The sequence below is a fragment of the Allobosea sp. 05T438 genome, from assembly GCF_056396025.1.
This window is the reverse complement of record NZ_JBFTKQ010000006.1, coordinates 1-21,136: the sequence shown is the minus strand read 5'-3', so window position 1 is coordinate 21,136 and position 21,136 is coordinate 1. Positions and strand designations below refer to the sequence as shown.

Below are 21,136 nucleotides of genomic sequence, written 5' to 3'. Positions count from 1 at the left end.
GACCGACATGGGGGCGCCTCTACGGATCAGACCGGAATGGGATTGGCGATCAGTTCGAGATTGAAGCCCTGCACCAGCGCGTGCTCACCGCTGCCTGGGTTATCCCGCAGCGCCTTAATCTCGTCGACGATCACCTCTGCCGCCTCGGTGGCGAGACCGGCCATCGTTTTTTCGATGAAGATGTCGAGCGGCATGGCGCGAGAGTCGCCGCTCTTCTTGATGAGGTCGGTATCGACCCAGGGTGGCGCGATCTCCTGCACCGAAACGCCGGTTTCGCGCAGCATGAAGCGCTGCGACAGCGCATAGGAGTGCAGGGCTGCCTTTGTGGCCGAATACACAGCCGTTGTCGCCAGCGGCACATAGGCCAGGATGGAGGTGTTGTGGATCACCGTCGCACGTGGCTGGGCCTTCAGATGCCCAATCAGCGCCGATGTCAGCCGGATCGGCCCGAGCAGATTGGTGTCGATGATCTTGCGCGACGTCGCATCGTCGATCGTGCCGCCCGCATCGTCGAAGGGCATGATGCCGGCGTTGTTGATCAGCACGTTCAGGGTCGGATAGGCCTGCGTCAGGCGGCCAGCCACCCGTTCGATATCGGCGGCATCGGCGATGTCGAGTTCGATCCCATCGATGCCCGGATTGGCCGTCGTCACCTCGTCGAGCAGCGCCCGGCGGCGCCCCGCCACGATCACCTTGTTGCCGAGCTTGTGGAATGCCTCGGCCAGGCCCCGCCCAATGCCCGAGGTCCCCCCGGTGATGAAGATCGTGTTGCCGGTCATCTGCATGGCGTCACCTGGTATCTCTCGTTGAGGCAGACCGGGCACTCCCCGCCGCCGATGGACCGACAATCGCAAACAATCGCAATGTCTCAAATGACACATAAGCGTCGATTTGAGACATTGCGTCGCGAAATCTCGCTATCGCCGAACGTTGACGGCCGCGCGGTCTGCGGGCTGGGCTCAGCCTTCGAGAAAGCGATCGATCTCGGCCGCGAAGTCGTCGATGTGCTGAAACAGGAAGGCGTGTCCCGCGTCCGGATAAAGCACCAGCTTGGCATCTGGCGCCTGCTGCGAGAGCACATAGGAACGATAGGCCGGCAGCATCACGTCGTGAGCGCCGTTCGCGACGAGCATCGGCAGCCTCAGCTCCTTGGCGCGGTGCAGTACGCCAGGCCAGCTCGACACCGCCTTAACCTGCCCCATGAACGACACAGCGCTGACCGGCGGCCCCCGACCTGGCGCCGTGGCGATGCGGGCGAGCGAGCTGCGGCCGGCAGCGACCGCGCTTTCGCTCTCCGGATAGAACAGGAACAGGAAATCGTCGGCGTCGTTTTCCGGCTTTGTCATGATCTGCGGCACTCGCGGATGCTGCTGCGGACCGTCGGCGACCGGCCCCGGGCTCGACCCCGCCACGATGAGCCGGCGGACGAGCGCCGGGAAATCGAGGGCGAATTGCTGGCTGACCACGCCACCCAGCGACCAGCCGAGCAGATCGACCTGCGAGCAGCCGAGACGCTGGATGAATTCGGCCGCGACGGCGGCGAGTCCCGCGACCGTCTCCGGCACGCTCCCATCGGAGCGCCCTATGCCCACGCTGTCGAAGCGGATCACCCGCCTGTCTTGTGAGATCGCCGCGATGAAGGCCGGGTCCCAATCGTCCATCGTGCCGCGGAAGCGCTGAAGGAGGACCAGCGGCAAACCGCCGATCGGTCCGTCTTCACGCCATGCCAACCGCCCGAAGGATGTTTCCAGCGCATTGATCTCGGATTTGACGGCCACGCTTGCCTCCGGCGTTCGACCTTGACGGTCGAGACAAGCTAGGCCCCACAGTCGTCCGCTCCTAAGTCAACAAGGCGGCAATTCCGGACATGGCCGCCGCCATGGCGTCTTCTTTTGGCTGCCGGAGCGGCACCTGACGCGTTATGCGAACCGAGTTGGGTGCGATGGCTTCGCTGGCCGGGGAACTACTCGCCAGCCTCGGCCATGCCAGATGTCACGTCGCCTGCCTGTTCCTGCGCTTCCGCCAGGCGTAGATTGCGACGCAGCGTCTGCGGCGGGTGCCCGAAGAAGCGCAGGAAAGCCCTGCGCATCCGATCGCGATCGGCAAAGCCGGTATCGCGAGCGACGATATCCATCGGATGCCTGCCATCCTCCAGCATCGCCTTCGCCGCCTCCAGGCGCAGCCGCTCGACAGCCTTCGCCGGGGATTGCCCGGTCTCTTCGCGAAACACGCGGGTGAACTGCCGTGGGCTCAGGCTCGCCGCATCCGCGAGTTCCTCGACGGTCAAGGCGTTGCGGAGATTCTCTTTGGCATAGACGAGCGCTCGTTTCACGCGATCGGAGCGCGGCTCAAGTTCAAGCAAGGCCGAGAACTGCGACTGGCCACCGGGCCGCCGATGATAGATGACGAGCCGGCGCGCGACTCCCCGGGCCAGCTCCGCGCCATAGTCATCCTCGATCAGCGCCAGGGCTAGATCGAGCGCGGAGCTCATTCCTGCCGATGTCCAGACATTGCCGTCCTTGATGAAGATGCGGTCGTCGTCGACCCGCACGGCGGGGTAACGCTCCTGCAGCGTCTTGGCATGGGCCCAGTGCGTCGTGGCTGATTTCCCATCGAGCAGACCTGCTTCCGCCAGCGCGAATGCGCCTGTGCAGACGCCAGCGACACGGCGGGAATGCTGGCCGGCAGCGGCGATGTAATCGCGCAACGCCGTCGTAAGGGGCCGCGGACGCAACTCGCCGAGAACCATGAGGGTGTCGGGAAATTCCCCTAGCGGGACGGTTTCAACCTTCATGCCCAAGGTAGATAAGATGCCCCCGCCTCTCTCCGACATGACGGAGACCGAGTAGGCGTGGCGGCCAAGCTGCAGGTTGGCGAACTCGAATGCAGACAAGGCAGCCAAGCCCATGACTTGGAAACCGTCTTCCATGATGAAGCCGACATGTCTCATCCGCACCTCCACCTCACCGGTTTCGCTTGATAGCATGATTTCATGCACGGCAGAGCGGGGCTCGAAAGCCGTCACGCCAGTCGGCCACCATTGGGCGACATAGCCAGCGGCGCGCAGGCTTCAAGACACAAGGCTGACGGATCGCGCGGATTGTCCCAAATCGGCGTGTCTTTGACGGATCGAGCCGCCGAATATCCGTCTACATCCCGCAAGGTGCATCAGCGAGGCGGCATCATGGTCAAAGCCATTTTTGATCCTCTCAAGCCTGGGTTCATCCCCGTGGAGGGGTATAAGCTTCGGATTCTGCGAAGCCCGGGGCTCGGCCTACCGATCCTCATCACTGCGCCCTGGCCGCAGAGCATCTACGCATTTCACGCGATCTGGGACGACCTGATGCAGCTCGGCCCCGTCATTGCGGTCGATCTCCCGGGCTTCGGGCGCTCGGATCATCGCTCCGAACTGATGTCGCCGGCAGCCATGGGGCAATTCGTCATCCGCCTGGCCGCAGAGCTCGGCATCGCACGGTGGCATGCCATCGGTCCCGACGTGGGCACCTCGGCGATGCTGTTCGCGGCGGCCACCCGGCCCGACCTGTTCGAAAGCCTCGTGGTCGGCAGCGGCGGCGTCGACATGGGCCTGCTCGGCAAGGGCTTGCGGAGCGTGATCGAGGCGAAGCCGGGGACGTATGGCGAGCCCGACGGCGGCGCCCAGGTCGTCGGCACGATCACCCGATTGACGCGTGCGACCCCACCGGCCGAGGCTATGGAAGATTTCCGCCTGTCCTCACTGGGGCGGCGCTGGATCGAGGCCGCGGACTATGTCAGGGCCTATCCGCGCGATCTGCCGAGGCTCCAGGCCCTCTTGCCGACGGTGACGACGCCCGTCCTCGTGATCTCCGGCAAGGACGACCCCATCGTGCCGCCGGCCAACGGCGAGCTTCTGGCGCGAAACCTTCCCCATGCCGCCCACCGGGTATTCCATGCCGGCCATTTCGTCTGGGAGGATGATGCCGCGGGCTATATGGATGCCGTTTCGGCCTGGGTCACGGGCGGCTATCGTCAGGTCTGACCGCCGCCCGAGGCTTCCCGTGTGTCGGCGGTGAGTTCCCCGTAGAGCCCGCGCGTGCCCCAGTCCTCTTCCTGGCCCCGGTGCGAGCGCTCATTTTCAAGATCTGCGGCAAGGAGCTGGGCCAGGGTCGATGCGGCGGCCTTCGACGCCTGCAGGAACCCATTCTCGTCTGCACTCGATGGCCGGCTCCGACCAAAGAGCGAGCGGTCGTGCATTCGAAACAAGGCTGCAGACCGATGCGCCCGGTGAGCGCGAAAACCGAAACGGATCAAGGCTTCCTTCCCGATCGAAAGACTGGATTCATAGGTCTCGCTCTCGACGTGATCCGCTCCAAGGCGCAGCAGCTCGTAGGCATGGCGCCGATCCCACGCACGCGAGAGGATCACGAGGTGCGGAAACGACGTCCGAGCCGTTTCGACCAGATGGCTGATCTGCTCGCGCTCGTCGATGGCGACGATGAGGATCTTTGCCGTTTCCGCTCCCGCGGCGCGAAGAAGGTCGAGCCGGGTTGCATCCCCGAAATTCACGCGCTGATCGAAGCGGCGCAGGATTTCGATCTGGGTCAGGCTCGTGTCCATGATCGAGATCCGCAGGCCGTTGGCCTGCAGCAACCGGCCCGCGATCTGCCCGAAACGGCCGAACCCGGCGACGATGACATCGACGCGATCCTCGAATTGGACGTCTGGCGCGGCCTGCTGCGACGGAGCGATCCGGCGACGGATGATGCGGTCCAGCAAGAGCATCAGCAGCGGCGACAGCAGCATCGAGATGGCAACGGCGGCAGGCAGCAGGCGCGACAGCTGCTCGGGCAGCAGCGCAAACTGCTTGGCGAAGCCGATGAAGACGAAGATGAACTCCCCGCCTTGCGCGAGCAGGACAGCCAGCGAAATCGCCTCGATGGGACGGAAACGGAAGGCGCGGGAGGCCGCGTACATCGCGAGCGTCTTGGCGAGCATCAGGCCCACCGCGATCGCGATGACGGAAAGCGGCTGGCTTCGCAGCAGTTGGAGATCGAGTCCCGCTCCGACCGTGATGAAGAACAGCCCCAGCAGCAAGCCGCGAAACGGATCGATGTCGCTCTCGATTTCCTGCCGAAACTCGGTTTCGCTGAGGACAACCCCGGCGATGAAGGCACCCAGAGCCGGCGACAGACCGACGACGGTCATCAGAGCCGCCACGCCGACGACGAGCATCAATGCCGCTGCGGTGAAGACCTCGCGCGAATGCGTTGCCGCGATAAATCGGAACAGAGGCCTGACGGCGAACCGGGCTGCGAGGACGACGAAGACTACTGCCACCAAGGCCTCGGCGCCGCGCAGCCAGGCGGCCGGATTGCCCTCCGCTGCCGCAGATGCGTTCGACGCCAGCAGCGGAACGACGAGGAACAGCGGGATGATGGAGAGATCCTGAAACAGCAGCACACCGAAGCAGGCACGGCCGATGGTCCCCGACCGCTGCCCCTTCTCTTCCAGTGTGGCCATGACGAGCGCGGTCGAACTCATCGCGAGGATGAGAGAAAGCGTCACCGAGACCGCGAAGGAGAGCCCCAGCATCATGGCTATGGGCGTGATCACCACCGACACGGCGAGCATCTGTGCCATGCCGAGCCCGAAGATTAGTCCCTTCATCTGCCACAGCAGCGCAGGGCGAACCTCCATGCCGATGAGAAACAACAGGATGACGATGCCGAATTCGGCGACATGGCTGACGGCGGCAATATCGCCCGTCAAGGAGAGCAGGCCCGGGCCGATCACGGCGCCTGCGATGATGTAGCCGAGAACGGATCCGAGCCCCAAACGCTTGGCCAGAGGGACGGCGATGACGCCGGCAAGCAGATAGACGAAGGTCCGGACCAGGATTTCGCCGGTGCTCATATGACGGTCTCCCGCATCAGATTGTCGAGATAGCGCCTATATCCCTGCGCTGCCTGCTCCAGCTGCTCTCCACGCAACCGAGGGGCGTCATGGAGCAGATGGGGCGCGGCCCAGTGCATCTGGCAGAGCGCCGCTGTCCGCTCCAGCGGCCGCAGGAATTCCTCCACCCTGTAACCGTTGCGACCGTCCTCGCGGTAGCTCCGCTCATCGCCGCCGGTGGAGGCCGCACAGAACAAGGTCTTGCCGGCAAGGCGCGGCGCGCTGCCGCCATAGGCGAAGCCGTGAAGCCAGACGAGGTCGAACCACTCTTTGAGGACAGCCGGCACCGAATACCAGAACAGCGGGAACTGGATCCCGATCACCTTGTGGCGCAGCAGCCTTTCCTGCTCCGCAGCGACGTCGATCTGATAGTCTGGATAGGCTTGGTAGAGATCGTGGATCTCGATCCTGGGCTGCTCGGCCGCCGTTTTCGCCAGGCGGGCGTTCACGACGCTGCGGTCGAGCCGCGGGTGAGCGATGACAAGCAGGCCAGTCGGCTCGACCGGGTTCGTCTCCTCTGCGACCGGGCTCAAGATCATGTGGTCTGCTGAGTTTTGCATCGTCGTCGGGGCGTTTGATCTGGAGGAGGACGTCGCGGCGGTCAGCGCGTGGCCGACGGAGCCGGTGGGGCTGGCAGCAGCCTTCCCCTGACTAGGAGCCAGAGTGTCCGCAGAACGATCGCGCCCATCGCGATCGAGACGAATGCAAACACGACGGGCGCCAGGACGGAGACCGGACCTGCATCGCCGCGGCCGACGAGTTTGACCATCGCCGTTGCCAGCGCGGTGAGCCCGAAGGTGAAAGCCCAGACCGAGGCTGTGACACCGGCAGCGAAGATCCACCGTGCCAGCCGCGCGAGCAGCAGGAGCTGCAGCAAGCCGTAGCCGATCAGGCCGTAGACGACGATATCAGGCGGGCCGCTCGTGACGCTTAGATAGGCCGCGGCGCCGACCGTAGGCGGAGCCAGCTGGATGCCCAGCACCGGCCGCAGCGGCGGCGGCATCTCCGGCGCTGTGTAGAGCCTGTGGAGCAGAACGGATTCGATCGCCAACCAGCTCAGGAGGCCAGCCCCGAAGGCGAGGCGGCCCCAGTCTCCGAGCCCGAATGTCGTCAGGCCGATCGCGGTGACATAGGAACCTGCGACCGTCGGCAGATAGAGGACTGGCGTCGTCGCGGCCAGATCGCGCGTGCCCTGCCAGAGGATGCCGGTGCGCCACAGGGCGAAGACCAGAGTGAAGGTCAATCCCGCCGCAAAAAGCGCCACCGCGACGGGGCTGGAATAGGGGTTGGCGGCAATCGCAACCAGCATCGTCGCAACTCCGACCAGCCCGATGAAGCAGCACTGGACCGGGTGGTTCGCCTCCCCGATGGCTTCGCTGCGAGCCGCCAGCCATTTGGCGGCGAAGAGGACAAGGAGAACGGCCCAGACGAAACCGCCTGCCAGCATCAGGGCCTCGCCGATCGCAGCCGGCAGCCCCCAGACCTCATGCGCCGCCCGCCAGCTATTGCCCCACCCGATCAGCCCCAGGACCATGCCGAAGAAGGAGGCGGGGATGGCGAGGGGTTTGCTCATGGATCTGTCCATCCGGGTTGGGCTTTGGGTTGTTCGGCTAGGTGGCTTAATGAGACGCGCGCCTCCGCGAGCGAGGAATATCTCCGCATCTCATCGGCCCGGTCGGGACATGGCGGACCTTAGCGGCAAACCCAGCAGGACCGCAGGACGAAGACGAGGCAATTCGGGACGTGGGCGCGAAACATCCCTGCGCGGGACGTCCCGATTGCCTGTCTTTGCACCACAGACGCGCTCGTGGCTCTCGAAGGGATTTGTCCGAAATCGCCTCGTCTTCGTCCTGCGCGCTGGCCCCGCCCCCTTTAAGGTTCATGCTTCATTCGCGCAGTGGGAAGCGGTCATGACAAGCATCAAGGTCAACGGGGCTGCATATGAGGTCGATGCGGAAGCGGAGACGCCCTTGCTTTGGGTTCTGCGCGATACGTTGGGATTGACCGGGACGAAATACGGCTGCGGCATCGCCCAATGCGGCGCCTGCACTGTACTAATGGACGGTCAGGCCGTCCGGTCCTGCCAGATGCCGCTCGACAGCGTCGGCACCGCGGAAATCCGCACGATCGAGGCGATCGAGCAGGATCCTGTCGGCCATAAGGTCGTCGAGGCATGGGTGGCGCAGCAGGTGCCGCAATGCGGCTATTGCCAGTCGGGACAGGTCATGGCCGCGACCGCGCTACTCAAGCAGACGCCGAAGCCGAGCGATGCGGACATCCAGGACGCCATGACCAATCTCTGCCGTTGCGGGACCTACAATCGGATCGCAGCGGCGATCCATCAGGCCGCTGGTTGAGGAGGGATCGACATGAACATGCTCGCAGCGATCAAGTCCACCAACGCAACTGCGCTGATCCCCGTCGAAGGCGTCGCCAATCTCTCTCGCCGGGGCGTTCTCGGTGGCGCGGCCTCGCTGGTGCTGGGCGCTCTGCTGCCCGCCATCCCAGCGCGCGCCCAGACCGCTCAGGCGGTCAAGCCGGGCACACGCGTTGCCGCCTTCCTGGTCATCGGCAAGGACAACAGCTTCAAGATCCTCAGCCCCTTCGTCGAAGGCGGTCAGGGCATCAACACCGGCATGGCGCAGACGATCGGCGAGGAGCTCGACGTCAACCCGGCCCGCTTCGAGGTGGAATGCGCGCCACCCGGACCCGACTACGCCGTCATCGACGGATTGCGGATGACGGGCGGCAGCTTCTCGACGCGCTCAAGCTACATGCCGATGCGCCGGCTCGGCGCCAGCGCGCGCGAAATGCTCATTCGGACAGCCGCGGCGCGCCTGAAGGTCAAGCCCGACAGTCTCACGACCGAAGACGGCCATGTCGTTCACGCGGCATCCCGTCGGCGCGTAGCCTATGGCGAACTCGCCGAGGAGGCCTTGAAGCTCACCCCCGCCGCCGAGGTGAAGCTGCGCGACCCCGCAACCTTCCGCTGGCTGCGAAAGCCCGTACCCCGGCTCGACGTTCGTGAGAAATCGACCGGAAAAGCGATCTACGCGATCGACCAGAAAGTCGACGGCATGCTCTACGCGGCCGTGCAGCATGCGCCGCATCTCGGCACGAACCCGACCGGGATCGCGAATGAAGACACGCTCAAGGCCATGCCGGGAGTCCATGGCGTGCACCGCTTGCCCGGCGCGGTCGCCGTCACCGCAAACAGCTGGTACCGGGCTCGCAAGGCGGTCGAGGCGGCGGACGTGACCTGGTCCGCGCCGCCTGCGAGTGGCTTCGACGCCGTCGCGGCGGACTACTCTTCGGCGGGCCTGCTATCCAAGCTCAAAGGCAACACCGCCCAGGCCGTCTCGGCCGAAAAGGAGGGCGATGTTGCGGCAGCCTTCGCCAAGGCCGTTAAGACCGTAGAGGCCGAGTACGATGCGCCATACCTCGCTCATGGCCAGCTCGAACCGCCCTCGTCGATCGCGCGCTTCAACGCGGATGGTTCGCTGGAGCTCTGGCTTCCCAACCAGATGCCCGAGCTGTTCCAGTCGGTCGCGGCTCAGGCGGCCGGACTGCCGCCGGAGAAGGTGATCCTGCATTCGCCGATGCTCGGCGGGTTCTTCGGGCGCCATTTCGTCTATGGGCCCGGCAATCCCTTCCAGCAGGCGATCCTATTGGCGAAGGAAACCGGCAAGCCGGTCAAGCTGCTCTGGTCCCGCGAGGAGGAGTTCAAGCGCGACGCGCTGCGCCCGTTGAGCTTCAGCCGCTTCCGGGCCGCGATTGGCCCCGATGGAAAGCCGACCGCCATCCAGGTCCGTACCGTTGGAGAAGGACCGCTGGGACGCTATTTCGGCGCCGGCGCGAAGGGCGGGGTCGACAGCTCCGCGGTCGAGGGCATCGTCGAGAAGCCCTATGCCATCGCGTCCCGCAGCATGGAGTATGTCCGCTTCCCCCATCCCGTGACGATCGCCTTCTGGCGTTCGGTCGGTCACTCGATGAACGATTACTTCTACGAGGGCTTCTTCGACGAGATGGCCGATGCCGGGAAACAGGACCCCTTCCAGCTCCGCATGGAATTGCTGAAGGACAAGCCACGCCATCGGAAGCTGCTGGAGACGGTGGCCGCGATCTCGGGCGGTTGGAAGCGCGGCCCCTATGATGCGGAGGGCGGCAAGCGGGCGCGCGGCGTAGCCATGGCCTCGCCCTTCGGCTCGGAAACAGCGACGATCGCCGAGGTCTCGCTCGAAGCGGGCGAGGTCAAGGTTCACAACCTCTGGATCGCATTCGATCCCGGCAGCATCGTCAACCCCGCGATCGTGAAGTCGCAGGTCGAGTCGGCGGCAGCGCTAGGGCTCTCCGCCACGCTGTTCGAGGAACTCGTCTATGATGGGGGCCTACGCCAGTCTCACAATTTCGATGACTATCCGATCCTGTCCCGAGCCGCGATGCCTCAGGTTCATGTCGAGATCGTCGAGAGCGGAGCGCCGATGGGCGGCGTCGGGGAGCCTGGACTGCCCGGCCGCCGGTGATGTTCACCGGCGCGCGCCCGAGTGTTTTTGGGCGGCCCGCCCCTACTGCGCAGGCAGCGTCTTCAGGAATGCGATGATATCGCTGCGATCCTGTGTGTTCGGGACCGCGATCGCCATGGTCGTCCCGGGAACCGCCTTCGCAGGTCCCCCGAGATAGGTGTCGAGCTGCTCCTCGGTCCAGGTCAGGCCGGAGCCCGTCATCGCCTTCGAGTAACGAAAACCGGGAGCGCTCGCCGCCGGGCGACCGACGACGCCGGCGAGTCCGGGTCCGATCTTGTTCTGGCTCCCGGCCGCATGGCAGGCGGAGCAGCGGGAGAACAACGTCTTTCCCTTTGCCGCGTCGCCCTCCGCATGCGCGAGACCGGCACTCCCCACAAGGCAGGCGATCAGCAGAAGTCGTTTTCCCAGCATCATGACTCATCCCTCTCTCAAAGACCGGCCACTGCGGCCGCGATCCGGATGCGGATGAGGTTAGGCGGCAGCCGAATGCAGCCCGAGGACGAAAACACGCTGTTTCGGGACGCAAAGATATTCCATCACCGGCTTGAAGCTGGGTGAGGCCACCGCGCTCTGGCCGCCACCGGCGATCCGAGCGAAGCAGGTTACGCTTGCGGCGCTCAGCCTGAGTGAGGGCGTGGATCTGACCGACGTGAAGGCGAGGATGACTGCTCCGTTGATGGCAATGTCCTCGGCCGCCCTTTTTACAGCGGTAAGATCCCTCCAAGCTCAGTTGAGAGCGCGACGTGCGTCCAGATAGGCGATGACATCAACGAGCCCGGCCACGGTCTGCAGCTTCTCGATCGGCCGGGCATTGAGGGGGATGTTCGCGCTGGCAAGCCAGCTTGCGGCGATCTCATCGTCACCGCCGACAATTGCATCGAGCGAGCGAAACAACTGCACGAAAAGGACGGCAAGCTCGAACGGCTTTGTGCCAGGCTCAAGTGCAGAGCCGCCGCGCCTGATGCGCGAGATTGTAACCTCACTGACGCCGATGATCGCGGCAAGCGTCTCGGAGCTGATCTTGAGCTGGTCCGCTGCCCGAATAGCGGCTTTGGTGACGACCGCGCCCGATTCAGCAGATGAAACAGGGAAATGTTGACCTGGCACGACAATTCCTTTTCTCGGATAAGGACGACGGCGCCCGTTAGCGTAAGAGAGACAACCCCGAGCGGCGCGGGCCTAGCCGGGCCAAGGCCAGTATCATTGCCCGAACCTAGACCTCGACGATACAGTCGATCCGGAAACCCGGGTTCTCTCTTAATCCATCGCGCGGGTAACCGGCCTGGTTGGCAAACACCCGCGTTTGCCCGACTAGGTAATCGTGAGAGCCGTGATCGTGCCCATGGATCCACAACTCCGGCCTGGTGGCCTCGATCAGCCAACCGAGATTCGACACGAATGCCGGAGACAGTGATCCACCCTGATGTCGCGGCTGCACCGAGCCTGGATGCGGCGCATGGTGGGTTACGACCACAGTGGGCCCGCCGTGCTGCCGCTCGAGTTCCTGCCTCAGATAATCGCGGTCTTTGCGATGTTCGGCGGCCGCGTGCCACGGCATGAACCGGGCATGGTGGCCACTGTCCTCTCGATATCGGATCAGGCGGTGGTCGTTCATCTCGTCCCCAGCCGTGATCATTGATGGCTTCGGAGTGCCTAGCAACCGGTAGTCGGTCCAGAGGATCGCACCGACAAAGCGGACCCCGTCGATGACAACGGCGCGCCTGTTCAGCAGCAGGATCCCTGCTTCGTCAGCGGCCGCCTGCCCTTTGGCGAGCTCGGACTTCATTTCATGATTGTAGAATTCGTGGTTGCCGGGGGACGTAGACGATCGGTCGACCTTTCAGCGCGCCGGTGTCGCGCTCTTGCGCGAGCCATTCGACCGCGGCGGTGACCGGCTGATGGATGTCGCCAGCGAAGACCGCGGCGTCGAATCCGGCAGGTCGGCGGGGAATGCGAACGGCCCGAACTCCAGATGGATGTCCGACATGACAAGCAGACGCATCCGAAGACCTTCGTAGCAGGAGGAACGCGTCACGCTCGGCGGCGCAACCGCCCTGAGGCGATGTATGCAGGCAGGAAGGAGCGAAGCGGCCCCAATGACCAGTCAGCAGGTTAGATGCTGGCGTTGGCTGAGACTGTCAGTAGCAATTCGTGGTTGGGGGAGCGCCAGAACGCGTACCGCGCGGCGAGAGGCAAGCGGCTAAACGCCCGAAATAGCCGGTATCGCCATCGCCTGCGCGAGCAATAATACTGCGAATTTGATATCGGAATTGTAATATTCGCAAATAAAAAACCGGCGTGCTGAATTTAAATCGCGCACAATTACCCCCGCGAATTTCCGCCGCACCGCGGGGGACCGCATAACATTACACTCAAACAGAGTCAAGATACCTACGATCGATTCCTTGATCTGGGAAATTTTGAACAATCTCAGAATGTTGCAGCTAGAATCGAACCCAACCGCTCGACTTCGAACCCCTAGCACCGCGGCTCAAAGCGGTAGCGCGGCAAGCTGAGCTTGAGGGTCCACCGCTCGAAAGAATCGACTCGACGGGAGGCCGCTACTTGCTGATCCTGATTTCGCGAGCCGCGCAATTCAGCTTCCAAGCTCGCAAACAACAAAAAAGCGCCGGCGAAAGCCGACGCTTTTGCAATGAAGTTCGTTGGCGAGAGACCCTAGGAAAGTATCGAGCCCCCGAACTTCACCATCTCAAAGGCTGGCGCCGATGAGCTCCGAACTCTCTTGCGACCTAGGTAACAGGTCAAGCGGTTTCGGCGCTTGCGGCCAAAAGGAGGTCGCGTGTCAAACTTGGAGTTTCGAACAAGTCAGCTAGATGCTGACGAGCCCTGGGCCGTCCAGATCAAGTTCTGCGAGTTGCGATCGCTCGTCGCGATCGATTTAGCATCAGAGCGTTCGATCGCTGCGGTATCCGCCCCTACTCCACCCTCTGTCCAAGACTACGTCGCGTTGATTGCCGAGCTTCCTCCTAAGTTGGGCAATGCGCCAGCCGGCTCACTTTCGGGGCTTATCGTTCTGAAGCCGGACCTTGTGACGACCGATCCCAGAATAGCCGCGATCTGCCGCGTTCTGGGCATCGCCCGAATTTTCCAAGGAGCCGCCCGAACGGAGGCCGAGCGATTGGCCGTTGCCGTGCCCGGTTCTGAAGCGGAGGGCATCGCAATGTAAAACCGCGCCCAGAACGAAGAAAGCACTTCGACGGCAATCGAAGTGCTTTCCCGTAGAAATCCTTCGCTCCTAGCGGCCTTCAGAACCTCGGAGCGATTCCCATACCCGGCGACTGCCGACTTGGTCATTCGTGTGTACCTGCGAGCGCGAGCGCGTGCAAGCAGTTTCGCACGAATACTGAGATCGCGGTGGCGCGCCTACCGAACGAATAGATCTCATGAACCCAATTGTTGAAATTGCCCCCTCGCCGGCGCCGATCGTCTATTTGCCAGGCGAATCTCGATCCTCGCGCAACGTTCACTCGAAAAGCCGTGGCGCCTGCCGGCCCAGCATCATTGCAGGCAGCGTCCCCTACGAGCTGATGTGTGAGAGCGGCTTGGAGCGCGACGTCGCCCTCGTCCTCTCGACCTGTCCAGATATTGCGGACATCGTCGAGCAGCCGCCCGCGATAGACTGGACCGACGCCGCAGGAACGAGGCGGCGATACACGTTCGACTTCCTGCTAACCCTCCTGTCCGGCTGCAAGATAGCTGTAGCCGTGAAGCCGTGGGAAAAGGCGCAGCGCGAAGGTCTCGATCATAAGCTGAGGTCCATGGCCCTGCAGCTTCCAGGCGGGTTCGCCGACTACGTTAAGCTGATCACCGACCGGGACATCTCGCTAGACCTGGTACACAACGCCAAGTTGATCCGCCTGTCTCGTCGAACCTCCAATCCGGTCCATGATGCGGCGGTTTCAACTCTTCTCGCCAAGACCCCTCAATCCACCGTTGGGCAAATCGTCCAAGCCAGCAAACTCGAGGGTGAAGGCTTCCAAGCGGTCATCCGCCTGATTGCTAGCGGCAAGGCTCGCCTCCTCAACGACGAGCGGATTAGCTACGCCGCTCGGATCGGTCTGGTCACCGCCTCGAATGACGAGGAGCTTGCGTGATGTCGACCGAATTCACACCCCGCTTCAACCTCGCATTCCAGGATCGCCTGGTCATCGACAACATCGCGTACAAGCGCAGGTCTCGGCTTGCACACGGCTATGTCCTTGAACGCGTCGAAGATCCGGACGTCGTCCAGAAGTTCACCGATCGCGAGCTGTTTGAAGCCTCTCTGAAGGAGGGCTTTCGTTTCGATCGAGGAGCGTTCTCCCAAAGCAAGGCCTTTGCTACGAGCCAATCGTTCGATGAATTCATCGGCTCGCTTCCTCACAGGGAGCAGGAAAAAATCCTGTGGCGAGCAGAGTTTTGCCGCGAGCTCGAGAAGTTGCGGGTCGAACGCAAGACAACGTTGTCCGATTCTGCGCTTAAGCGCATCGCACCGGAAATCGTGCAGAAGCTGCATGAGACGCAGCTGAAGCGATCCGCAAAACGAAACGCCGAGGGCGTCGCAATTCGCCTCCAGGCGGGCGATCAACTTCCGGGCATGCCAAAGCCACCAAGCCCCCGAACAGCGCGCAAGTGGCGATCGTGGTACATCGAAGGAGGTCAGCGGGCGATTGCGCTCCGCCATCGCCGGATCAATAGCGGCAATCGGGTGACGGAACGGCTCAGGCTCGAAGAGCGCAAGCTCCTCCTTGAGTTCGCCCATCGGTATATGAGCGAGACCAGGCCGACGATCCGGGACGTTCATCGCCTGATGAAGGCCCATATCGATCTTGAGAACGTAAAGCGGCTCGCGGCCGGAGAACTCGCTCTACGTGTCCCGAGCTACCAACGCCTCGCGCAGGAGATCCGCTCGTTTCCCGAGTTCGACACGTACGCTTGTCGACACGGCTTGGACGCCGCGAAAAGGCGTTTTCCCGCAGTCCTCAATGGCGTCGATGTCGAGCGGCCGCTGCAGCGTGTGGAACTCGATGAATGGCGGATCAACCTTCAGGCGCTGTGCGCCGATCTTGGGATCCTCGACAAGCTCTCCGACAGGCTTCGTTCAGAGATCGCATCTGTACGACCGTGGCTCTGCGCCGCCCTCGACTGCGCAACGCGAGTGGTCCTCGGCTTCAAGATCGGGCTGACCCCGACCACCGACTTGGCGATCGATACGCTCGAAATGGTCGTCTCACCAAAGGCCCCTTACGCCTTAGCAGCGGGAGCCCTATCGCGGGAAGATTTCTACGGGAGCCCCGAAACTATCGTGACCGATCAGGGGGCTGCCTTCATGTCGCTTCGCTTCCGCCGCGCCGTCATCGATCTTGGCGCAGACGCGGAGGCACCGCCCGCCGGAATCCCGGCGCTGAGAGGCCGCGTCGAACGCTTCTTCAAGACGGCTGGGACGCAGGCCCTGAGTCCGTTCACCGGAAGGACATTCGAATCGATAGCAGCAAAGGGTGACTATGATCCGATCGCTCGCATCAGCCTAACGCTGCCGGAACTCTGCGATGTCATCACCCGCTGGGTCCTCGATATCTATCACAACAGCCCGCACTCCGGGCTTGGCGGTGAGACGCCAGCCAATTGTTGGAAGCGACTGGTCAAGACCTACGGGATCACCCCTCCTCCGGACCGTCATACCCGCCGCGTCGTGTTTGGCGCTGAATCCCAATGCTGCCTGACGCCTCGTGGCGTCAGGGTTCTTGGGCTGCATTTCAACTCGCTCGAGCTGCAGGAGCTCCATCGGAAACACGGAGGTATCAGGCTTCCGGTCCGCCTCGATCATATGGACCTGTCGCATGTCTCTGTCCGACTCCACGATGGCGGGTGGTTGGTGGTACCTAATAGCCGGCCCTGCTTCGACGGCGTCTCGCTCGACATCTGGCTCGCGGCCGAGGCCGACTTGCGTCGTCGCTTCAAGGCTCAAACCGAGCTCGACGACCAGATTGTCGCGCAAGCGGTCAAGGACGCCTGGGATTTGGCTAGGGCTGCCGGCGAGAGGGCTTCCATTCTTTCGACACGCCCGACTCCGGAACAGTTGGCACACACCGAGAAAGAGATCGGCTTCGGGTTCAAGCGTGCTGTGCAACTGCCGCCCGACACGAAACCGATCAATCAGGATCTCACGAGCGGTGCAATTCCGGCTGCGAACCATGCGGTCGCGAACAGCCCTACCCCGGATCAGCCGACGCCCCCTCCGCGCCGCTTCACCATCACGGACTGATGCCATGTCTATCGAATCCGATTTCCACGTTATCGACCTGCTCCGGTCGTCTCTCTCCGAGCCACAGCGCCGTCTGCTTGACGTGCGGGAGCGCCTGAAAGGCCGGTACATCCAGACGGATTGGGACGATGATCTCCGTGCCAAGTTCGACACGCTTCTCAGATCTGTTCTCTCGCGCAGAATCGTGGCGGGATGGCCTCTTCCCGAAACACGGCTTGAAGCAAGATGCCTCGTCGTGACCGGCGAGGCGGGAACTGGCAAGACGGAGTCTCTCGACCGGCTTTTTCGGACGCATCCGGTTCTCCAACCCCGGGGAGAGCAACGCTCCCCCCTCATTCGCGTGACCGTGCCGGCTCCCTGTACGTTAAAGACGCTCGGGCGGGAGCTGTTGAGAGCACTTGGCTATCCGCTGTCCCGGGAACTGGCGGACCACATCATCTGGGCTCGTATCCATGAGTTGCTGCCTGCCGCCGGCGTCCTGCTCATCCATCTCGACGAGATGCATAATCTGACAGACGGCGCGAACTCGCTGCAGCTGGACAATATCCGCAAGGCCCTCAAGGGGCTCATGGTCTCACCTGACTGGCCGGTTGGACTAATCATCTCGGGTTTGCCCGGTCTCGTCCCTGAGATGCGACGCGTCGACGAGATCCGCAGGCGTGGCCAATTCGTCTCGGTCCCTCTGCTGCAATTGCCCCGCGATTTGGACATGATTGAAGGCCTCATCCTTGGCTTGGCAGAAGTTGCGAACGTCGAAATTAGCAACGCACAGCCGACAGAGATCGCCCCTCGCCTCATCCATGCCGCGCTTTACCGCCTAGGCGTCGCCATCGAACTCATCCACGAGGCGATCGAACATGCCCTTGCGGAGAAAAAGCCTCTGGGGACAGAGCAGTTCGCGACCGCCTTCACCGATCGAACTGGATGCGCCTCCCCGATGAACCCTTTCATCGCGTCGGGTTGGGCAGAACTCGATTGCACGCTCGTGCTTGCCAATGAGCCTCCGGTCGACCCGGAGTGGCAGCCCTTGTCCAAAGCCCGCCGCGGACGCGGCAGCAAGAAGGGCGGCCGGTCATGACATCTCTGTATCCGACGTTGAAGCCGCGAACGGGCGAGTCTCCGGCGAGCCTTGTTTCGCGTCTCGCGCTGCTCCATCGGTCGCAGAGCGTCCGCGTCTTCTCCCTCGATATGGGCTTCCAGCAGCAGGAAATAGTCGACGGCGACCCAGGAGCACTGGCGCGCCTAGCCCATCTCGTTGATGAAACTCCTGCCGTGATCTCACGATGGGCGATCATCCGCCATGAGGGGCACTACGAGTATCGCGGCCAGACCTTCTCCAGATCATCCCTTCGGCGGGCGCGCCAAATGGCCTGCCCACGCTGCCTGACGGAAGATCTCGAGACCGGCCCCTCCTGGAACGTGAGCGCACGCGCCGACTGGCTTTTTCAGCACTCACGCATCTGCATGGTTCACCACGTCGAACTCGTGTGCGTTGCTCATACCGACGATCCCTCGCTGGTGCACGACTTCGCGCGAAGCGCGGCTGCTGCGATCCCCCGTATGGTGCAACTGGCCGCCGAAGCCGTTAGCCGCACCCCGACGCGCTTTGAGCACTATGTGCAGCATAGGCTGGACGGGCGCGCCGGGAGCCCCTGGCTGGACTCTCTGCCCTGCTACGTTGCGATTAAGACCTGTGAAGTCGTCGGCGCGGTCATCCAGAGGGGCCGACACGTCACGCTGAAAGAACTGAGCGATGAAGACTGGCGCAGCGCAGGAGAAGCTGGATTCGACCTGGCCATTGGCGGGCCCAAGCGCGTCAGGGAGCTTCTGCATGATCTCTGGACGGCGCATGTCGGTTCGCATGGGCACAGTGCAGGGCCGCAAGCATGGTTCGGTCGGCTCTTCAAATGGCTGTATTCGCTTCGGGAAGACCCGAATTACGACTGCATCCGCAACCTCATCATTGACTTCGTTGCGGATACGGCCCCCGTAAGTCCTGAGGATCTTCTTTTCGGCAAGCAGATCGTGACGGAGCGGCGCCTCCATTCGGTCTCCACGGCAAGCAGCGCAACCGGGCTTCACCGTAAGCGTCTCCGGCGCGTGCTTCGCGCATCCGGCATCCTAACCGCCAGGTCCGATCACCTCACGGATAACGTGGCAACGTTCTCGTCTGAGGCTGCCGTGCCGGTCCTCGACAAACTTCAGAACGCACTTACTCAGAAGCAGGTCGAGACCAACCTGAACTCTGGTCGCGTACACACGAAACTGCTGGTTGATCATGGCTTCATTCAGCCAATGGAAGGCCATGAACGGCTCGAGCTTGGCGATCAGTGCTACGACCGTCGCGAGCTCGACGAATTTAAGATGCGGCTATTCACCAACGTCGTTTGGGTCAAAGAACCAGAGTGGCCCCAGATGACGATCGCCGCTGCCGCGAAACGTACCTGCTGCTCAGCAATGGAGATTGTAAGACTAATCCTGGACCGCCGGCTCCGTTGGGTCGGTTCATGGACCGCTACGACCGGTTTCCCGTCTCTGTTGGTCGATGTCACCGAGGTGAAAAGACTCATACGCAGTGAAGACAGCGATCATCTTACGATGGGCCAAGCGGCAGACATGCTCGGCACAACAGATCGGGTTCTGAGCGCACTCGTCGAGAGTAAGGCGCTATCGAGCGAGAGGCGCATAAGTCCCAAAAACCGCTGTCCCTACGTCGCCGTCCCTCGAAAAGCCGCCGAAGCGTTCAAGGCTCAGTTCGCATCACTCCATGAACTCGCGCGCGGCCGCTCCAAGCACATGCCGATCCTGAAACGAGAATTGGCGTCGAGGGGCATCGAACCGGCTTTGACGCATAAACAGGTCATGGCTTCGTTCTATCGGCGGTCTGAAATTCCTCCGGATCTCTAGGTTCCCGCCCCTTTCGGCTGAGAAGAGCCTGGCTCCTTTGGCCGGGCTCTTTTTTTTGCTCTGACGCGGTCCGTACGCACAATTATGCGGAAGTACTATCCCTCAATTTGCGGAACTTAGCCTGCAGAAGTCCCTCGTCGCCGTTGAATGATTTCAAGATCTTATGTCATTGCCTGCGGAAACATTATGCCTGCCTCCTCAATTGTGAAGCCTGTGTAGGCGCTCCGGAAGTTTGGTCTGATTCCACCCAAAGTGCGCCTCGATGAGAGCGGAAGTCCGCCGCACCCCTGCGGCGGGCTCTCTGGAACGGGGTCATCAAGCCTGAGAACGCCCGGCTTCGGCCGGGCTTTCGATTTCCAGAGATTGCCGCGCGATCACTGGAGAAATGTTCAGGCCGCGACACAACGGCCCCCCAACACCTACCTGGGTAATCGTTCCACGCCGAAGGAATGCAACTTTGGATCTGAGTGGCGACAAGGCGCTTCAGAGTTCCGCTGAAGATCGCCTGGGCTTCGCAGCGACTGCGGAAGCGATCGCGGCCGCGGTTCTTCGGCAGCCCGTCGTCGACGGCTTGGTCATCGGAGTTGAGGGCCGCTGGGGATCGGGCAAGTCCAGTCTCGTGAACATGACCGTGGCCGCGTTGCGGGCATCCAGCTCCGCGCCGGAGGTCATCGAATTCAAGCCTTGGCTCATTGGTGACAGAAACAGCTTGCTGCTGGCGCTGTTCAGCGAGCTCGCCATAGCTGTTGATACAATTGAAGAGGGCTCGGGCGATCCGGTCGGACGGCAACGCCGTGAACTGGGAGAGGCTGGCAAGAAGGTCGTTGGCTTCGCCGCACAACTCGGCGGCCTAGGCACATTGGCAAAGGTCGCCGGCTCCGTCGTTCCCGGGGCGGCGCTTGCCGGTGAGGCCATCGAGGCGATCGCTAAGGCGGCGAACGGTCTGGACGGCAAACGCTCGATTGCCGCCGAGAAGGCGGACTTGCGCCAACGCCTCGGCTCCTTACCGCGCCGCATCGTTGTCACCGTCGACGACGTTGATCGGTTGGAACCAAGTGAGGTTGTCGAGATTCTGCGGCTCGTCCGTTCAGTCGCCGACTTCCCGAATGTGGTCTATATGCTTTGCTACGATCCTAGCATTGTTGCCCACTCGATACAGGCAGCCGCCCAGGTGGAAAATGGGCACGCCTACATTGAGAAGATCGTCCAGATCGCGATCTCGGTACCGCGGCCTGAGGCTTTCGACCTGCGTCGATGGTTCCGCGAGGAGATAGATGCGCTTCCTTATGCTGCCGACGAAGCCGGGGCATGGAGATCGCGGCTTGGTGCAGTCGTGGACATTGAGGGCGGCCGCTACCTCTGTAAGCGGTGTCCCGATCTCACCTTCTTCGACGGGGTCTGAGCGGTCAGTGTGACGATCCAGATTTGGAGGGTCGTTTTGTGTCTAGGCTTGACCATAGACTTGAGCCGGAGGGCGAAGTCCGGCGCTTTGAGGTGATCAACGGTGCGA

At 62.7% G+C, this 21,136-nt stretch carries 17 protein-coding genes; 8 read left to right on the top strand and 9 right to left on the bottom strand.

Annotation, left to right across the window (positions count from 1 at the left end):
- Positions 1-26: 26 nt before the first annotated feature.
- From AC1DIN_RS14345 to AC1DIN_RS14335, 3 genes are all read right to left on the bottom strand, one after another.
- Positions 27-785, bottom strand: coding sequence for an SDR family oxidoreductase (locus AC1DIN_RS14345; protein WP_441470822.1), 759 nt, complete (start codon positions 783-785; stop codon positions 27-29).
- A gap of 174 nt (positions 786-959) precedes the next feature.
- Positions 960-1,778, bottom strand: coding sequence for an alpha/beta fold hydrolase (locus AC1DIN_RS14340; RefSeq protein ID WP_441470821.1), 819 nt, complete (start codon positions 1,776-1,778; stop codon positions 960-962).
- Positions 1,779-1,963: 185 nt separating this feature from the next.
- Positions 1,964-2,950 carry a GlxA family transcriptional regulator gene (locus AC1DIN_RS14335; RefSeq protein WP_441471081.1) on the bottom strand — a complete coding sequence of 329 codons (987 nt, stop codon included), beginning with the start codon at positions 2,948-2,950 and terminating at the stop codon, positions 1,964-1,966.
- 234 nt (positions 2,951-3,184) lie between these two features.
- Between AC1DIN_RS14335 and AC1DIN_RS14330 the strand changes: the two genes are divergently transcribed.
- A complete protein-coding gene (locus tag AC1DIN_RS14330; protein WP_476810280.1) occupies positions 3,185-4,018 on the top strand; it encodes an alpha/beta fold hydrolase in 834 nt (277 codons plus the stop codon).
- On the opposite strand, the gene AC1DIN_RS14325 is transcribed toward AC1DIN_RS14330, so the two are convergent.
- The 3 genes from AC1DIN_RS14325 to tehA all read right to left on the bottom strand — a co-directional run bounded on the left by AC1DIN_RS14325 (position 4,009) and on the right by tehA (position 7,504).
- Positions 4,009-5,892, bottom strand: coding sequence for a cation:proton antiporter domain-containing protein (locus AC1DIN_RS14325; RefSeq protein WP_441470819.1), 1,884 nt, complete (start codon positions 5,890-5,892; stop codon positions 4,009-4,011). The two genes, AC1DIN_RS14330 and AC1DIN_RS14325, sit on opposite strands and share 10 nt — an antisense overlap.
- On the bottom strand, positions 5,889-6,470 hold the full coding sequence (locus tag AC1DIN_RS14320) for an NAD(P)H-dependent oxidoreductase (protein ID WP_441470818.1): 582 nt from the start codon (positions 6,468-6,470) through the stop codon (positions 5,889-5,891). Before AC1DIN_RS14320 ends, AC1DIN_RS14325 begins: the two co-directional genes overlap by 4 nt.
- 62 nt (positions 6,471-6,532) lie before the next feature.
- Positions 6,533-7,504: a dicarboxylate transporter/tellurite-resistance protein TehA gene (gene tehA / locus AC1DIN_RS14315; protein ID WP_441470817.1), complete on the bottom strand. Its 972-nt coding sequence runs from the start codon at positions 7,502-7,504 to the stop codon at positions 6,533-6,535.
- Positions 7,505-7,841: 337 nt separating this feature from the next.
- Between tehA and AC1DIN_RS14310 the strand changes: the two genes are divergently transcribed.
- Positions 7,842-8,288: a (2Fe-2S)-binding protein gene (locus AC1DIN_RS14310; protein WP_441470816.1), complete on the top strand. Its 447-nt coding sequence runs from the start codon at positions 7,842-7,844 to the stop codon at positions 8,286-8,288.
- 12 nt (positions 8,289-8,300) lie between these two features.
- Entirely contained in the window at positions 8,301-10,454 is a 2,154-nt protein-coding gene (locus tag AC1DIN_RS14305) for a xanthine dehydrogenase family protein molybdopterin-binding subunit (RefSeq protein WP_476810279.1), read from the top strand.
- Positions 10,455-10,496: 42 nt separating this feature from the next.
- Here AC1DIN_RS14305 and AC1DIN_RS14300 read toward each other — a convergent pair whose 3' ends face one another.
- The 3 genes from AC1DIN_RS14300 to AC1DIN_RS14290 all read right to left on the bottom strand — a co-directional run bounded on the left by AC1DIN_RS14300 (position 10,497) and on the right by AC1DIN_RS14290 (position 12,240).
- Positions 10,497-10,868: a c-type cytochrome gene (locus AC1DIN_RS14300; RefSeq protein WP_441470814.1), complete on the bottom strand. Its 372-nt coding sequence runs from the start codon at positions 10,866-10,868 to the stop codon at positions 10,497-10,499.
- Between the two features lie 312 nt (positions 10,869-11,180).
- A complete protein-coding gene (locus tag AC1DIN_RS14295; RefSeq protein WP_441470813.1) occupies positions 11,181-11,561 on the bottom strand; it encodes an MbcA/ParS/Xre antitoxin family protein in 381 nt (126 codons plus the stop codon).
- A gap of 106 nt (positions 11,562-11,667) precedes the next feature.
- The gene (locus AC1DIN_RS14290) at positions 11,668-12,240 is read right to left on the bottom strand and encodes a metallophosphoesterase family protein (protein WP_441470812.1); all 573 of its coding nucleotides are present in this window, start codon (positions 12,238-12,240) and stop codon (positions 11,668-11,670) included.
- 1,618 nt (positions 12,241-13,858) lie between these two features.
- On the opposite strand from AC1DIN_RS14290, the gene AC1DIN_RS14285 reads away from it, so the two are divergent.
- The 5 genes from AC1DIN_RS14285 to AC1DIN_RS14265 all read left to right on the top strand — a co-directional run bounded on the left by AC1DIN_RS14285 (position 13,859) and on the right by AC1DIN_RS14265 (position 21,028).
- Positions 13,859-14,569 carry a TnsA endonuclease N-terminal domain-containing protein gene (locus AC1DIN_RS14285; RefSeq protein WP_441470811.1) on the top strand — a complete coding sequence of 237 codons (711 nt, stop codon included), beginning with the start codon at positions 13,859-13,861 and terminating at the stop codon, positions 14,567-14,569.
- On the top strand, positions 14,569-16,719 hold the full coding sequence (locus AC1DIN_RS14280) for a hypothetical protein (RefSeq protein WP_441523644.1): 2,151 nt from the start codon (positions 14,569-14,571) through the stop codon (positions 16,717-16,719). Before AC1DIN_RS14285 ends, AC1DIN_RS14280 begins: the two co-directional genes overlap by 1 nt.
- Positions 16,720-16,723: 4 nt before the next feature.
- A complete protein-coding gene (locus AC1DIN_RS14275; RefSeq protein ID WP_441523645.1) occupies positions 16,724-17,797 on the top strand; it encodes an ATP-binding protein in 1,074 nt (357 codons plus the stop codon).
- A complete protein-coding gene (locus AC1DIN_RS14270; protein ID WP_441523646.1) occupies positions 17,794-19,626 on the top strand; it encodes a TniQ family protein in 1,833 nt (610 codons plus the stop codon). Before AC1DIN_RS14275 ends, AC1DIN_RS14270 begins: the two co-directional genes overlap by 4 nt.
- 457 nt (positions 19,627-20,083) lie before the next feature.
- The gene (locus tag AC1DIN_RS14265) at positions 20,084-21,028 is read left to right on the top strand and encodes a KAP family P-loop NTPase fold protein (protein ID WP_476810278.1); all 945 of its coding nucleotides are present in this window, start codon (positions 20,084-20,086) and stop codon (positions 21,026-21,028) included.
- Positions 21,029-21,136: the final 108 nt, after the last annotated feature.

Bases quoted from the DNA above. Each gene is read 5' to 3' on its own strand.
- AC1DIN_RS14345 (WP_441470822.1), bottom strand. From the start codon at position 785: ATGCAGATGACCGGCAACACGATCTTCATCACCGGGGGGACCTCGGGC.
- AC1DIN_RS14335 (WP_441471081.1), bottom strand. From the start codon at position 2,950: ATGAGACATGTCGGCTTCATCATGGAAGACGGTTTCCAAGTCATGGGC.
- AC1DIN_RS14330 (WP_476810280.1), top strand. From the start codon at position 3,185: ATGGTCAAAGCCATTTTTGATCCTCTCAAGCCTGGGTTCATCCCCGTG.
- AC1DIN_RS14325 (WP_441470819.1), bottom strand. From the start codon at position 5,892: ATGAGCACCGGCGAAATCCTGGTCCGGACCTTCGTCTATCTGCTTGCC.
- AC1DIN_RS14320 (WP_441470818.1), bottom strand. From the start codon at position 6,470: ATGATCTTGAGCCCGGTCGCAGAGGAGACGAACCCGGTCGAGCCGACT.
- tehA (WP_441470817.1), bottom strand. From the start codon at position 7,504: ATGAGCAAACCCCTCGCCATCCCCGCCTCCTTCTTCGGCATGGTCCTG.
- AC1DIN_RS14310 (WP_441470816.1), top strand. From the start codon at position 7,842: ATGACAAGCATCAAGGTCAACGGGGCTGCATATGAGGTCGATGCGGAA.
- AC1DIN_RS14305 (WP_476810279.1), top strand. From the start codon at position 8,301: ATGAACATGCTCGCAGCGATCAAGTCCACCAACGCAACTGCGCTGATC.
- AC1DIN_RS14300 (WP_441470814.1), bottom strand. From the start codon at position 10,868: ATGATGCTGGGAAAACGACTTCTGCTGATCGCCTGCCTTGTGGGGAGT.
- AC1DIN_RS14290 (WP_441470812.1), bottom strand. From the start codon at position 12,240: ATGAAGTCCGAGCTCGCCAAAGGGCAGGCGGCCGCTGACGAAGCAGGG.
- AC1DIN_RS14285 (WP_441470811.1), top strand. From the start codon at position 13,859: ATGAACCCAATTGTTGAAATTGCCCCCTCGCCGGCGCCGATCGTCTAT.
- AC1DIN_RS14280 (WP_441523644.1), top strand. From the start codon at position 14,569: ATGTCGACCGAATTCACACCCCGCTTCAACCTCGCATTCCAGGATCGC.
- AC1DIN_RS14275 (WP_441523645.1), top strand. From the start codon at position 16,724: ATGTCTATCGAATCCGATTTCCACGTTATCGACCTGCTCCGGTCGTCT.
- AC1DIN_RS14270 (WP_441523646.1), top strand. From the start codon at position 17,794: ATGACATCTCTGTATCCGACGTTGAAGCCGCGAACGGGCGAGTCTCCG.